The sequence below is a fragment of the Paenibacillus sp. GL_099_B genome, from assembly GCF_057835695.1.
The window spans coordinates 3,424,887-3,439,711 of the sequence record NZ_CM174430.1; the positions used below are offsets into that span (position 1 = coordinate 3,424,887).

The following is a 14,825-nucleotide window of genomic DNA, read 5'->3' on the forward strand; positions in this document are numbered from 1 at the left end:
GCGGGGTCTTTGTTATGGTCATTCAGCAAATGGTTTGGACATTGCACCAAAATAATCTATAACTACGTTGCGAAACGCGATAGCTGCTTTCGAGATATATCTGTTTTTATGCGACAATAAAGCAATTTCTCGCACAAGGTTCTGATCCTCGATCCGAAGATATACAATGCGTTCCTGTGAGTTTCTTGCTGTATTTGGTATAAAGGCAAGCCCAATCTCCGCCTCTACAAGTGCAGTTAATCTTGCAGGCTCATCTCCTTCGTAAACATACTTCGGTACAAACCCGACGGATTGGCATTTGGAGTCCACCAGATCACGAATACCATATCCTTTTTTCACCCCCACAAACCACTCTTCCTTAAGCTCTGCTAATGTGATACTGCTTCGATCCGCATATCGATGACCTAGAGGCACAGCTACTACAATAGGGTCCTGGAACAGCATCTGACATTCGATATCATCCCCTTGGATTGGAGGGGAGGACAGGCAAAAATCAATTTCGCCTCGGTGAAGAAGCGTGGACATGTCTTCCAAAGTAACCATTTGTACATGAAACTGAACGTTCGGTTTATTTTTTCGGAATTCCCGCAAGATTCCTGGTAATGTGCTTGCTGTAGTGACCGCCAATTGAAGTGTACCGTGCTCCGGGTTGGAAAGATCAGCAATTTCCTGTTTTCCCTGTTCCAATTCAAATAGGGCTTTTTCGGTCCGTCGAAGGAATGTTCTTCCGAATTCGTTTAACCGCAGCTTTCTGCCCAATCGATCAAATAGAGGTGCACCCAAGTCATCCTCCAAACGTTGTATCGTCTTGCTCAGTGAGGATTGGGTGACATGCAGCTTACCCGCAGCTTCCGTAACATGTTCACATCGGGCTAATGTCAGAAAATAGCGTAGCTGAAGAAGTTCCATTTCGCACCACTCTCTTATTCCTTTTAGTTCATCAAATCATAACATAAAATGCGTTGGAATAAATAACGGATTTCCATTAAGATGACAACAGAAGAAGGAGGGATATCCATAATGAACGCTCGAAATATATGGTTAATGACATCTGTCGGTTTGGGAATCATGTTGAATCCGTTAAATTCCTCCATGATATCTATAGCGATTGCAAGATTACAACAGAATTTTTCACTTGATGTTACGGCCGTGTCGTGGATTATTTTTTCCTTTTACATCGCAAGTGCTGTGGCTCAACCGGTCATGGGCAAGTGTAGTGATCTATTCGGCCGCAGAAAGATTTTCCTTATCGGTCTTGTTGTTGTCTTCGTATCCTCCATGTTAGCTCCGTTATCTCCAGACTTTTCTTGGCTCATCGTATTCCGGATCATTCAATCTGTTGGCACAAGCATGATGGTAGCCGTCGGGATGGCGATTGTAAGAATCCACGTTACTGAGAAACAGGCAGCCGCCTTGTCTATCCTTGCGATGTTCCTGTCCGGTGCAGCCGCGGTAGGCCCCTTTATTGGTGGTGTATTGATTCATTGGTGGGACTGGCCAAGCATATTCCTTGTGAATATTCCATTGGTAATCGCAAGCTTTATCTTCGCCTGGAAAGCCATTCCCAAAGAGGGGTCATTCAAATCCACGTCTGGTGACATGTCCATCAGAAAATGGTTCCTGCTGATTGATGCGCCAGGCATACTCTTGTTCACACTCGCTTTGGTGACTCTGCTAATGAGCGTGCTTTCAGTTAAATCAACCGGACATCTTTCAACATGGCACCTTATGGTAGGGGGAATCGGTTTGATTGCATTAGCAATTTTTATACGACATGAATTGAAAACACCATCCCCCTTTATCCCGCTGAGGGTATTCGCCAAATATCCCGAAATGACTTGGGTGAATGTACAATTTATGCTGGTTAACACTCTGTTTTACGCTCTGTTTTTTGGAATACCGTCTTATTTGCAGCAGGTACGCCATCTGAACGAAGTTCATACAGGAATAATTATGCTAACCCTCGGTTTATGTTCACTTATCAGTTCTCCTCTCGCAGGACGCTGGATTGACAAATCAGGTACGCGACCAGCTTTGATCGTTTCTGCGGTTTTAATGACGCTCGGGTCTGTCTTAATTGTGGCATTGGATAATGCTTCACCAGTGGTGAATGTCATCTTGCCTTTAGCTGTATTTGGAATAAGTAACGGGTTGAACAGTGTTGGTATGCAGGCGGCTTTATTTAAGAGCACACCCAAAGAAATGATCGGTGTCGCATCAGGTATTTTTAATACATCGAGATATCTGGGTACCATTTTGTCGTCGTTGTTGATTGGAATTGTCATGGGAGACACATTCAGTTTTATAGGATTTCAAACGCTCGGAATCATCCTGACGGTATTAGCTGCATCTTTAATCATGATAACCTTACGACGCCAGCGATCCTCGGCCACGCAGACGTTATAGTGTTAAATCACATTATTACGTAGTCATGTATTGCTTTCGAAATTGAAGCGGAGACAATCCGATATACCGTTTGAAACAGGCTGAGAAGTATGGAGCATAACGAAAGCCCACTTCTTCAGCGATGCGGTCGATTAACCAGTCTGTAGTAACCAGTAATCGCTTTGCACGTTCTAAGCGAAGTTCATTTAAATATTCAATTGGCGTTTTACCATACTTCATTTTCATGCAGCGGATAACATAGTTGGGATGAAAATGGAGAGCTGCTGCCAAGGTTTCATTCGTGACCTTTGTCTTGTAATTCTGTTGAATGTATATTACTGCTAGTTCTGCTAATCGATTCTGCACGGAGTCCATAACCCGTAAGCTGCCTTCTTCCAGCATGGAAAGCAATTCACCGAGCAAGCGCTGCTCCTGCCAAAAGGAGCTATCCATTTCCGGGGTCAACAATTGCTCCAGAAGGTTGAAAGCCGCTTGTGGATTGGCTAATCTGGAATGTTTAGGAAGCCTTAAGATATAAGGGTTGCCAAACGGTCTGGAGGAATCTTGCAACTCCGGTTCATGGACAGAAGAGGTTAGCAAACTTTCATATCTTTCAACATGCTCGAAATGCAGCCAGTAAAACACCGTTTTCTGCGTACACGGCCTGACCGAATAGTGTTCTCCCTCTGGCAACAGAATAAGTGAATCTCCTTTTTCCAAAGTCCATTGCTGATCATTCTCTCCAATATATAACTCTCCCTTGACCACAATCAGTACATCGTAGATACCAAGCTTTTTTCGGTTCGGATGATGATCTCCGATTTCATATTCAGAACATCCTGCTCCTAAATAATAGGGGAGTTGGGGGACTTTAAGCTCTATGATTCCATCTTCATTCAAAACAGATAGCCCTCCCTATTAGTGTTAAATTTTATAGAAAAAAGTTCATTTCAATTCTATTTTCCCATGTAATCACAGCTTATAATTGAAAACCACAAGAGTCAATTTTATAGGAGGAATTCATAATGCCAAAAACCAAAGTTGCCATTCAAGACACCTTCTGGAAAGAATATTCAGAATTGGTCCGTCAGACTGTCATTCCTTATCAATGGGAAGCGCTAAATGACCGAATCGAAGGCGCGGAGCCGAGCTATGCCATCCGTAATTTCCGAATTGCAGCTGGCTTGGAGAAAGGTGAATTCGGGGGATGGGTATTTCAGGATAGTGATCTCTACAAATGGTTGGAAGCGGTTGCTTATTCAATCGGTAACCATCCTGATCCCAAGCTTGAGAGCATTGCTGATGAAGTGATTGAATTGATTGGTAAAGCTCAACATGAAAATGGCTATGTAAATACCTACTTCACCATTAAAGAGCCTGGAAGACAATGGACCAATCTGTATGAAGCTCATGAGCTATATTGTGCTGGTCACATGATTGAGGCAGCAGTTGCATATTACCAAGCGACAGGGAAGCGCAGATTTCTCGACATCGCATGTCGGTTCGCTGATCTCATTGATAGCTTGTTTGGAACCGAGCAAGGTGAAATTCAGGCATATTGTGGGCACCAGGAGATAGAGTTAGCTCTGGTTAAACTGTACAACGTTACAGGGGAACAACGTTATTTGGATCTGAGCAGCTATTTCATTAATGAACGTGGCAACAAACCCAGTTATTTTGTGGAAGAATGGGAACGCCGGGGAAGGAAGAATATTTGGTCACAAGGAACTCCCAATCTTGAGGTATATCAGTCTCATCTGCCTGTGAGAGAACAATCGGTGGCCGTAGGTCACTCAGTTCGTGCCGTTTATATGTACACCGCAATGGCCGATTTGGCGCGCCTCACGAATGATTCAAGTTTGCGTGAAGCCTGTGAGCGGCTATGGAACAATACAACTCGCAAGCAAATGTATATTACCGGCGGCATAGGTGCAACACATCTGGGGGAAGCATTCACGTTTGACTATGATTTGCCTAACGATACGGTTTATGCAGAGACCTGTGCTTCCATTGGACTGATTTTCTGGGCACGTCGGATGCTGCAATTGGAAGCCAAGAGTGACTATGCTGACGTCATGGAAAGATCATTATACAATAATGTACTTGGCAGCATGTCCAAGGATGGACAACATTTCTTCTATGTAAATCCACTAGAGGTATACCCGGATGCAAGTGAAAAAAATCCAGACAAACATCATGTGAAGCCCGTACGGCAGAAATGGTTTGGTTGTTCATGCTGTCCGCCTAATGTGGCTCGTTTATTAAGTTCACTTCATGATTATATTTATGACATATCTGATGACGGAAAAACGTTGTACGTGCACTTGTTTATCGGTAGTGAGCTTCAATGGGTGACAGGAGACGGTTTGCAAGTGACAGTACACCAACGATCTGAATTACCGTGGCATGGAAAGGTGGAGTTCTCGATTTCTTTGACTGGTAATCAAGCTAAAGCTGCTCCATTTGAGATTGCACTCCGAATTCCTCAGTGGTTTCAAAGCAAGGATCCAATATTAAAGATCAACGGGGAACCCCAACATTATCGTAAGCATAATGGTTATGCAAAAATGGAACGTGCGTGGTCCGATGGTGATACAGTAGAGTGGATATTGCCACTTGAGACCCAATTGATCGCTGCTCATCCTCTGATCCGGCCAGATGCTGGAAAAGCTGCCATCCAACGCGGCCCGCTCGTTTACTGCCTAGAGCAAGTGGATAATGGATCTCCACTGTCTTCATTCTCCTTTGCCGAGGAGCCAGAGTTGAGAGAACACGAAACGCCTGAACTGCTTGGTGGTTGCATTACTGTAGAAGTTAATGGGCTACTTGTGGATGAATCGGTATGGTTGGATAATCAACCTTACCAGCCGCTACACAAAAACGTCAAACCAGTACAACTCACAGCAATCCCTTATTATTTATGGGGAAATCGACAAGCCGGAGAAATGAATGTTTGGCTTCGTACCTGATTCTATAATTCGTATGTGACACCTTTAATTGAAGATCGGTAAGAGACACAATTACTAAAAGTCGCCTAAATGGCGACTTTTTTGCTTTAAGATCATGCTCATTTAATGCAATCAGCCACTTTTTTTAAACGAAATTTAAGATACGCATTAAACCAGTGTAAGGTTGATCTTCTATACTTGCATCTGAGCTTCAAAAATCATTCGAGGGAGAGATTTATATCAATCATTCACGTTCATTCACATCAAATCGAATCAGAATAACAGCCATCAGCGCACTCGCTATGATTCTGACCGCATGCCCGATCATAAGTACGGGTAGTGCTGCCGCTAATGCAGCTCCTGTATCAGCTATTTCACAAGCCACAAAAGATATTAAGGCTCAAGCGCCTATCCAATATCGAATTCAAGCCCGGCTGGATGAGAAGAAGATGACGATAGAGGGGAGTGAATTCATTACTTACCGCAATACAAGTAAAGATACATTGAAGCAATTGGTTTTTCATACTTATGCTGATGCTAACCTTTCGGAATCGACACAGACGACCATGTTTAAACATTCCAATGAAGAGATTAGCAAAAATAACCCTGATAAGAAACCGGAAGACTTTCTTGGAGGAATTGATATTGAGAAGGTGACGACCGGCGGACAAGCCCTTGATTTCAGTAATAAAAACCAAGCGATGTCGGTGAAATTGGAGCAACCCCTTCTGCCTGGTGAATCCGTATCGGTTCAAGTGCATTTTAATCTGAAGATTCCCTATGGCTCACAGCGCTTATCGTATTACAAAGATATTATCAATGGGGCTCATTGGTTCCCTGTAATGTCAGTCTATGACGAGGCTAAGCATGAATGGGATAGCAAACCTTATAGTAAAACATTTGAAACGGATTACTATACTTCCGCGGATTATGAAGTTCAGTTCAATGTTCCCGATGAATATCAGGTAGTGATGCCTGGTACGATAACCACACGGGATGATGCAGAGACTGGACGCAAAGTGGTATCGACCGTAGCCGAGAATACGAGGGAATTTGCTTTCTTTGCCAGCCCGAACTTCAAAGTGGACAGCGTAACTCGAAATGGCCTCACCGTAGAGTATTATTATTTTGACAACCAGCCAGGTAAGAAAAAAATCGTTGATGGGTATGTTGATCAAGCATTCAAAGCCATTGATTTTTTCAGTGATAAATACGGTAAATACCCTTATCCTGAATTCCGGATTGTTGAATCGTATGTCGAAGGGGTAGCTATTGAGTATTCGAGACTTATCCAAATGGGGCAAATCGGAATAAATTCTGCTCCAGAACAAGACACCGTATTTGTGCATGAAATCGCGCACCAGTGGTTTCACGCGTTAATCGGGAATAATTCGGAGACAGAGTCTTTCCTGGACGAAGGATTTGCAGATTTCTCCAAAGTGTATTTTTCTGAGAAGCAGGGGGATACGATGAATGGCTTCAAGTCCATCCAATTTGACGATTCCACTGTGGATAAGGCCATTGCTTCAACTAATGACGAGGTGGGAGATTGGGCAAGCCCAGTTTATTACGATAAAGGCCGTCAAGCGATATACCAATTGTACCGTTCCGTCGGGGAAGAGAAATTCGATGCCTTTATGAAAGAGTATTTTAAACGCTATGTGTACCAAAACGCTACGATTGACGGACTTCTGCAAACGATAGAAGATGTACTGGGGAAAGAGGCGCGAGATGATATGAAGACGGCATTATATGAGCCCAATTTTACGCTGAAGCCCGAATATCAACTGTCGAATGAGGAGAAAACGGCATATCTGCATGATCAATTTCAATCGCTGTATGAATCAGCATTAACTCAGGTTCCGAATTTACCTTTTGAAACTATGAGCCGTGTGATGGATAAAGCCCTTCAAGGTGAGCCATTAGCCATTGTGCTCAGTGATCAGGTGAGCAAGGCAGCGAACAAACAACAGGAAGCTATGGTAAATCAACTGACAACTCTTCTGGATTTAACTGGAGTGAAGTATGACCTGATCCAGGACCGGCAGGAATTGAAGCAAAAAATGAAAAAGGAACTGGCTACCAGCAACCTGATTGTACTTGGCAACGCCAAATCAAATGGTTTTGTACAAGCTTTAAAATCCAGCATTATGGACCGTGCTAGCCGTATCGGGTTTAAATGGAAAACGACTATGAACCAACCGTCTGCTGCGGGAGCCTATGTGATTAAACACCCTTATAATCAAAATCGTTTGATGCTGCACTATTTCTGGAATGAAGATCATCTGAGCAGTGGGAGTCTTGAACCATTTATGATGAAGATGCAGCAATCCATTGGATTCAGCAGCGCTTATTATCAGTACTATATGTTGGACAAGACGGGCAAGGTAACATTGGATAAAAAAGTGGAAAATCCACTTTCAAAATTTTTCGCTGAAGAATAACCCGAAGAGTCCATTCTTATAAAGAAAGATTAAATACCTTGGCAATTGTCATGGGAAGATCATCATATTGTCTGTTACAGAGTCGCCTATATGGCGACTTTTTTTATTTAAGTTCAATTTAGGTTTCTAAAACCTGTCCTGAAGGGTAAATATAACGTGGATCTTTAAATGGATGTCAAATAAAACGCTGCGGAGGAACATGAAGAATGTTAGGGAAAGCATTGATTGTTAATATACTGCAAATAATAACAATATAATGTGCAAAGACACCTAAAACTGTACGACAGTAACATCAATAACAAGAAAATGATTAGGATTCGGAGAACACCGAGATGAGGAGGACATATGAAAACAACCAAGGTCTCATTTTTTGTACTATCACTAATTCTGCTCCTAGTGGCGGGGTTATCCGGATGGTCGGGGGATGCCAATGCAAACTCCAATTCAGGTAAAACCTATGTGATCGGCACGGACATCACATTTGCACCGTTTGAATATCAAGATGAAAATGGGGATTATGTAGGCATCGATATGGATTTGCTGGATGCGATCGCCAAAGACCAAAACTTCAATTATCAAATCAAAGCCTTGGGATTTAATGCGGCTGTGCAAGCTCTTGAGTCCAATCAGGTGGATGGCGTCATTGCCGGGATGAGTATCACGGATGAGCGCAAACAAAAGTTTGATTTCTCAGAGCCTTACTATGAATCAGGCGTTGTAATGGGGATTAGTGCCAATAATGATACTGTAAAAAGCTACGAAGATCTTCGCGGTAAAAAGGTCGCCGTGAAAACGGGAACAGAAGGATACAGCTTTGCTGAATCTATCGCTTCAAAATATGGTTTTACCATTGTTCCATTCGATGATTCTTCGCAAATGTATGATGATGTGAAAACTGGAAACTCGATAGCATGTTTTGAAGATGAACCAGTTCTAAGATTCGGGACAAATCAGAATAACGGTTTGAAAATCGTGACCAAGAAAGAAGACGGGGCTTCCTACGGATTTGCGGTTAGCAAGGAACAGAACAAGGAACTCCTAAAAATGTTTAATGACGGCCTAACAAATATTAAGGTGAGCGGGGAGTATGACCGTATTAAAGAGAAATACCTTGGTGAAAATGCCGTTGTTGCAAACCAAGGTCGTTGGGAATTAGTCCAAAAATCTCTGCCGGCACTGTTCAAAGGTCTGGGAAATACCCTCTTATATACGATTATTTCGCTGTTTTTCGCTTTTATCATCGGCTTGATCTTTGGCTTTATGAAAGTGGGTCAAAATAAGTTCCTTCGTGGTGTTGCTACCGTATTTGTGGATATTTTCCGCGGCATACCATTGATCGTTCTGGCATTCTTTATCTATTTCGGGATTCCTCAGGCCATGGGCTTCACCATGCCACTGTTCCTGGCCGCCATTCTGACATTGAGTTTGAATGCAGGGGCGTACGTAACGGAAATTATTCGCGGGGGTATTCAATCGATTGACCGTGGACAGATGGAAGCCGCTCGCTCATTGGGACTTCCTTATCGCAAAGCCATGATAAAGATCGTAATCCCTCAGGCCATACGGGTTATGATTCCTTCATTTATTAATCAGATGGTTATTACATTGAAAGATACATCGATCTTGTCCGTTATTGGACTGGTGGAGTTGACGCAATCCGGTAAGATTGTTATCGCAAGAACATTCGCCTCTTTCGACATTTGGTTGACCGTTGCGATTATGTACCTGATTGTTATCATCACATTGACTAAGATTGCTGACTACCTGGAGGTGAAGGTTCGTCGTGGGTAAAATTAAAGTTGAAGGATTAAAGAAAAGTTTTGGCACAAATCAAGTGCTGAAAGGCATCGATATATCGGTCAACGAAGGTGAAGTTGTCTGTGTCATTGGACCTTCCGGCTCGGGTAAAAGTACGTTTTTGCGTTGCATTAATCAGTTAGATGAGATCACAGCTGGACGGGTTATCGTAGATGATCGGGATCTAAATGATCCCAAAACGAACATTAACAAAGCACGCGAGAATATTGGAATGGTGTTTCAGCATTTCAACCTGTTTCCTCATTTCAGCGTGCTCAAAAATATCATGTTTGCACCTAGAGAACTTGGGATATTAAAAGAACAGGAAGCACGTGATACGGCACTTCGTTTACTTGATCGGGTTGGTTTGTCGGATAAAGCAGACAGCTATCCCAACCAACTTTCGGGCGGACAAAAACAACGCGTAGCGATCGCTCGTGCGCTTGCCATGAATCCGGACGTTATGTTATTCGATGAACCAACTTCGGCGCTTGACCCCGAGATGGTAGGCGAAGTCCTTGGTGTAATGAAGGATCTTGCGAGCGAAGGTATGACGATGATTATCGTGACCCATGAAATGGGGTTTGCCCGTGAAGTTGCGGATCGGGTTGTCTTCATGGACGGTGGATATGTTGTAGAGCAGGGCACTCCTGTTGAAATATTCGGAAATCCAAAAAATGAACGGACGATCAGCTTCCTGGAAAAAGTACTCTAAAAATCCAAATCAAAACCCTTCAAGATCAGTTCTTGAGGGGTTTTTGGTTTGCATTTGATTTAGTTATAGATTTGAATTACATAGCCGGCATTCACCAAGATGAATCTTGTTTAGGCTTCTTTTCCATCTGTGATGGCCTTTTCGGCCGTCGAATAAACCAATTGGTTGCGAACCAGTGAGGGCAGGAATTTCAGATAGAAAAAGCTGACGGCTATCGTGCAGAATGCTAGCATGTAATGCAGCCAGGTGACCGATAACCAGACTGGAAAGGCGAGGGCGATACATCCCAAAGCCAGTGAGTGCCCAAGCATCATGATCGGCTCGATCAATGAATTAACTCGGCCCATATTCTGTGGGGGAACAAGCTCTGGCATCCAGCTGCCAAGCGCGATGTTAATAGGAGCTATGGCGATTCCCGCCAACAGGATGAGAAAAAGATAGACTTCAATCCGCACAGTTGTTCCAAGTCCTCCGATGAGCAGGCTGGAAATGAATAGCCCAGATATCAAAATCGGAGTTCTTGTGAAACGCCGGATGAAGTGAGGAGCGATGATGCTGCCAATCAGAAAGCCGATCCCCAGAAAGACAGTAATGAGCGAAGACTGAACGACGTAATTGTCGGGGCTTAGCTTGTATTTCATGGTGAAGATGGGGAGTACAGAGAAGACACCGTTTACAATACCGAAAAACAGAAATCCACTAATCAGTACGAGAAGCAATCGATTCCCGGCAATATACCGAAGGCCATGCCAGAAATCCTTAAAAAGAAGTGATAGCCGTAGTTCCCGAATAGAGGTTCTTCCGTTGGGGATACGGGCACGTTCGGGGAAATCTCCCCAGGCTAACAGAAGACCGGAGATCAGGAAACTGACACAGTCGATGATAAAGGCACCTTTAATGCCGATAAAATGATAGGCCCCTGCTCCTAAGCTCATGCCAAAGAGCATGAACATCCCCATGATCATTTGATTGAGGCCGGAGGCCTGAACGTATTGATCCTGATCAATGCTGCCTTGCAGCAATCCCATTTCTGCTGGACCAAAAAATTTGGATATCGAGCTGCGTAAGAAGAGCATCAAAAAGCAGAAGAACAGCATGTCATAATGAACAAATAATAGCAGCAGTAGGGTAAGGCCTGCCCTGATCCAGTCACTGTAGGCGGCAATATGCTTGCGGTCGAATCGGTCAGCGATGACACCAACGATCCAGAACACAGTCAAGGTGGGCAATGAATACATCAGCTCTGCCATCGTAGCGAGTGATGGGCGCTCACTATACCTGTCTACCAAATAAAAGGCGAATGCCATATTTCCAATCACGGTTCCTAGCTGTGACGCAAAAGCCGCAATGAAAAGCTTACAGAACGTTGGATTACGAAAAAGCGACTTCATTCCTTCTCCTCCTAATGTTACGTTTCTTTGATCGATACTGGATGGAGCAGACTCTTTAAATAAAGCATCAGGGCATCATACTGCATCCGGGTGTTTGCTTTTTCAGGACCAATTGTGATGTAGTGGGTCATAATTCCCTCTTGAAAGGAAGCTGCGAGTCTGGAGATATCCATGATGTCCATGACAGGTGAGAACTCTTCACGTTCCACACCGATCCGAAGCAGCTCCGCAAATTGTGCGATTCCCTTTTCATACCGTTCAAGAAGCAGCTTGTGGCGTGGCTCATCGCGCCATCCGACCAGAAAGTACTCATAGAACGCAGGCATCAACCCTCCGTGAGGAGAACGATGGAGCTCCTGCAACTGCTGGGAGTAAATAGTAGTCACCATTTCCCATATGGAGGAAGAGGACTCCATTAGCTGATTGATATACTGTTCATAATCTGCGTCCTGATAATCCAGTAATGCTTCGAAAATATCCTCTTTGGTCTGATAATACAAGTAAATCCAGCCTCGACTCATTCCGGTTTCCTGAATGATATCCTTTAACGTCGCCGCGCCATAACCCTTTTCGGTAAACACCCGCTTAGCTGCTTCAAGTATTTGCAGATTTCTCCGTTCTTTTTGAGTATCTGTTAGTCTGGGTGACATTTCACCACTTCCTTCCCGTTTCATCAAAATGAACCTCATGTCATTTTAATAATAATGACACAAAGTTCATTTTGCAATAGAAAATAAAATAATCAAGACGAGAGAACTTCCAGGTGCTATATGATGCAGCGCACGTATATCAAATGGATGCTGTAGTTTAGTCCAATTCCTTACCTCTTCAAATTAAATTAACAGATTGAATAGTTGTGTACATTATTAAACAAATCGGACTTATTTAATAATTGTAGATGTTATGATCTTGTTTATAATAATATACATATGGTCATTAATTAGTTGGTGTGCATTTTTATAGCTCAACTAGTCTAGCAAAATGAATGCACCAAAACACAAGATACGAATAGGAAGCAGGAGATCAATTTTTATGGAAAAACAGAAATCATTATTCATCTTTATATTAACCATAGGTGTCTTCGGTATTTTAAATACTGAAATGGGTATCGTGGGAATATTACCTTTAGTAGCTGATCACTTTCATATCAGTGTATCCAAAGCTGGCTTACTAGTTAGTCTCTTTGCCATTGCTGTTGCAATATCTGGTCCTACGTTGCCGTTATTGTTCTCGGGTTTTAATCGCAAGAAGGTCATGTTGCTGGTACTTGGTGTTTTTGTGCTGGGGAGTATTGTGTCCATATTTGCGACAAACTTCAACGTAGCCTTAATAGCCCGCGTCATTCCTGCTTTTTTACACCCGGTTTATGTCTCTATCGCTTTGACAGCGGCAGCAGCCTCAGTTAGCAGGGAAGACGCCCCAAGAGCGACTTCCAAAGTATTTATGGGAGTAACGGGAGGGATGGTACTTGGCGCACCTATCTCAAGTTTTATTGGCAGCAGTACTTCAATCGAGATGGCCATGATATTTTTTACGATCGTGAACGCTATCGCATTCATTGCTGTGCTCCTGTTTGTACCCTCGATGCCTGTTCAGGAAAGGCTATCTTATGGATCGCAATTAAGTGTATTAAAAAAATCAATAACTTGGTTATCCATTATTGGTGTCATTTTTATTAATGCAGCGATGTATGGCGTGAGCAGTTATCTGGCGGAGTACCTTGAAACCATTACGAATGTAAATGGGGGCACAATTAGTTTAATGTTATTCATATTTGGCGGGGCAAGTATATTAGGAAACATTGTCGCAGGCAAAGTGCTTACTACGAATCCCTTGAAATCTGTAGCCTTGTTCCCATTTATCTTGGGAGTGGTATACATTGTATTATTCTTAATGGGAGAGTTCACTGGACCCATGGCTTTCATTGTTTTTGTTTTTGGAATAATGGTTGCTGTAGGAAATAACATTAGTCAATACTGGATCACATCAGCAGCACCGGAAGCCCCCGAATTTTCGAATGGATTGTTTCTAGCATCCGGTAATTTGGGGGTAGCTACAGGCACATCTGTTGGAGGACTCGTTATTTCAGGAATGGGTACACAGTACGTCGTATTAGGCGGACTCCTGTTCTTGATATTGAGTTTAGTCTTTATTTTACTGAGGAACTCCTTGCATATTACTCATCCAACTGGAAATTCTTCAACGAATATGTAGTCATTTGCATGTTTTTGGCGTAGTCGATTTGAAAAATACAGGAATATATCACGTTTAATACGTAATCAAAGGCAATTTGTGATGAAAATGTACCGATCTTTGCATGTTTTGTTTCGTCATTCGGCACCTGGATACAGATCGTACTCATTTTGGCCAACTCACTTTGATGATTAGCGGTAATCGTGATAAATGGAATTTTTTCGCGAGAGAAATGATGAGCTGCTTTTAAGAAAATGGGTGATTTTTCATGGTAGGTCAAAAAAATGGCGCAATCCTGTGCCGTAAGATTTATAGTGTGGTAAGCCCATTCGGACAGCTCTGTTGTGATCACGACGTATTTATTGATTTTAATCAGTTTATTCTGAAAGCTCTTCGCGCGGATTTGAGAATCCCCCAACGCATAGATGAAGATTCGTTTCGCCTGATCCAGCAAATGGGCTGCTTCTGTTAGAGAGGCTTCATCCATAAAAGCAAAGTTTTTCTCAATCGTTTCTTTCATTAATTCAGCAATATCTTTTGCCACCTGAAGTGAAGATTCACCAAGTGCGAACGGATAATTGGGATCAATATTGGAGATGTTCTGAGCATCCTGCTGAAACTCTCGGGCAAGCTTAATGCTGAACTCCTTAAACCCTGAAAGTCCAAGCTTATGAGTCAAGCGGTTGATGGCAGAATGTGACGTGTATGTAGCTTTGGCAAGCTCTTGAATATTTAAGTGAAGCATTAGCTCCTTATGAGTCAGAATATAAGAAGCGATGCTTTTTTCATTTGGTGTAAAGTGGTTCATGTCAGCTAATTGGGTCAATATTTTCAACAGGTTCACCCCGGGTTCATTGAAATAACGTTGATGTAGAGCGTCCAGTAAACATTTTGTTTAAAAAGAGGGCATCTGAAATACGAATTATTGGTCAAATGTACCGTAATTTCTTCA

11 protein-coding genes are annotated in these 14,825 nt (G+C 42.8%); 6 read left to right on the plus strand and 5 right to left on the minus strand.

What is annotated here, in order from left to right; genetic code table 11:
- Positions 1–18 precede the first annotated feature (18 nt).
- Positions 19–909 (minus strand): LysR family transcriptional regulator, encoded by an 891-nt coding sequence (locus AC3ITG_RS15675; RefSeq protein ID WP_489254313.1) that lies wholly within the window; start codon positions 907–909, stop codon positions 19–21.
- A gap of 111 nt (positions 910–1,020) precedes the next feature.
- Between AC3ITG_RS15675 and AC3ITG_RS15680 the strand changes: the two genes are divergently transcribed.
- Positions 1,021–2,406 carry an MFS transporter gene (locus tag AC3ITG_RS15680; protein WP_489254314.1) on the plus strand — a complete coding sequence of 462 codons (1,386 nt, stop codon included), beginning with the start codon at positions 1,021–1,023 and terminating at the stop codon, positions 2,404–2,406.
- A 15-nt stretch (positions 2,407–2,421) separates the two neighbouring features.
- Here the strand turns inward: AC3ITG_RS15680 and AC3ITG_RS15685 are convergent, their stop codons facing one another.
- Positions 2,422–3,285 carry a helix-turn-helix domain-containing protein gene (locus AC3ITG_RS15685; RefSeq protein ID WP_489254315.1) on the minus strand — a complete coding sequence of 288 codons (864 nt, stop codon included), beginning with the start codon at positions 3,283–3,285 and terminating at the stop codon, positions 2,422–2,424.
- Positions 3,286–3,410: 125 nt separating this feature from the next.
- Here AC3ITG_RS15685 and AC3ITG_RS15690 point away from each other — a divergent pair, with 125 nt between their 5' ends.
- The 4 genes from AC3ITG_RS15690 to AC3ITG_RS15705 all read left to right on the plus strand — a co-directional run bounded on the left by AC3ITG_RS15690 (position 3,411) and on the right by AC3ITG_RS15705 (position 10,289).
- Positions 3,411–5,354 (plus strand): glycoside hydrolase family 127 protein, encoded by a 1,944-nt coding sequence (locus AC3ITG_RS15690; protein ID WP_489254316.1) that lies wholly within the window; start codon positions 3,411–3,413, stop codon positions 5,352–5,354.
- Between the two features lie 281 nt (positions 5,355–5,635).
- Positions 5,636–7,777, plus strand: coding sequence for a M1 family metallopeptidase (locus AC3ITG_RS15695; RefSeq protein ID WP_489254317.1), 2,142 nt, complete (start codon positions 5,636–5,638; stop codon positions 7,775–7,777).
- A 345-nt stretch (positions 7,778–8,122) separates the two neighbouring features.
- Positions 8,123–9,568, plus strand: coding sequence for an amino acid ABC transporter substrate-binding protein/permease (locus AC3ITG_RS15700; RefSeq protein ID WP_489254318.1), 1,446 nt, complete (start codon positions 8,123–8,125; stop codon positions 9,566–9,568).
- Positions 9,561–10,289, plus strand: a complete 729-nt coding sequence (locus AC3ITG_RS15705; protein ID WP_413378816.1) for an amino acid ABC transporter ATP-binding protein — start codon at positions 9,561–9,563, stop codon at positions 10,287–10,289. The genes AC3ITG_RS15700 and AC3ITG_RS15705 overlap by 8 nt, the downstream gene beginning before the upstream one ends.
- Positions 10,290–10,399: 110 nt before the next feature.
- Here the strand turns inward: AC3ITG_RS15705 and AC3ITG_RS15710 are convergent, their stop codons facing one another.
- Entirely contained in the window at positions 10,400–11,680 is a 1,281-nt protein-coding gene (locus AC3ITG_RS15710; protein WP_489254319.1) for an MFS transporter, read from the minus strand.
- A gap of 17 nt (positions 11,681–11,697) precedes the next feature.
- The gene (locus AC3ITG_RS15715) at positions 11,698–12,354 is read right to left on the minus strand and encodes a TetR/AcrR family transcriptional regulator (protein ID WP_489254320.1); all 657 of its coding nucleotides are present in this window, start codon (positions 12,352–12,354) and stop codon (positions 11,698–11,700) included.
- Positions 12,355–12,712: 358 nt separating this feature from the next.
- On the opposite strand from AC3ITG_RS15715, the gene AC3ITG_RS15720 reads away from it, so the two are divergent.
- Positions 12,713–13,894, plus strand: coding sequence for an MFS transporter (locus AC3ITG_RS15720; RefSeq protein WP_489254321.1), 1,182 nt, complete (start codon positions 12,713–12,715; stop codon positions 13,892–13,894).
- Here AC3ITG_RS15720 and AC3ITG_RS15725 read toward each other — a convergent pair.
- Positions 13,857–14,708, minus strand: coding sequence for a MurR/RpiR family transcriptional regulator (locus AC3ITG_RS15725; protein ID WP_489254322.1), 852 nt, complete (start codon positions 14,706–14,708; stop codon positions 13,857–13,859). The genes AC3ITG_RS15720 and AC3ITG_RS15725 overlap by 38 nt on opposite strands.
- Between the last annotated feature and the right edge of the window lie 117 nt (positions 14,709–14,825).

Excerpts from the sequence above, each read along its gene's own strand:
- AC3ITG_RS15710 (WP_489254319.1), bottom strand. The coding sequence starts at position 11,680 with ATGAAGTCGCTTTTTCGTAATCCAACGTTCTGTAAGCTTTTCATTGCG.
- AC3ITG_RS15700 (WP_489254318.1), top strand. The coding sequence starts at position 8,123 with ATGAAAACAACCAAGGTCTCATTTTTTGTACTATCACTAATTCTGCTC.
- AC3ITG_RS15715 (WP_489254320.1), bottom strand. The coding sequence starts at position 12,354 with ATGAAACGGGAAGGAAGTGGTGAAATGTCACCCAGACTAACAGATACT.
- AC3ITG_RS15675 (WP_489254313.1), bottom strand. The coding sequence starts at position 909 with ATGGAACTTCTTCAGCTACGCTATTTTCTGACATTAGCCCGATGTGAA.
- AC3ITG_RS15680 (WP_489254314.1), top strand. The coding sequence starts at position 1,021 with ATGAACGCTCGAAATATATGGTTAATGACATCTGTCGGTTTGGGAATC.
- AC3ITG_RS15695 (WP_489254317.1), top strand. The coding sequence starts at position 5,636 with ATGATTCTGACCGCATGCCCGATCATAAGTACGGGTAGTGCTGCCGCT.
- AC3ITG_RS15690 (WP_489254316.1), top strand. The coding sequence starts at position 3,411 with ATGCCAAAAACCAAAGTTGCCATTCAAGACACCTTCTGGAAAGAATAT.
- AC3ITG_RS15720 (WP_489254321.1), top strand. The coding sequence starts at position 12,713 with ATGGAAAAACAGAAATCATTATTCATCTTTATATTAACCATAGGTGTC.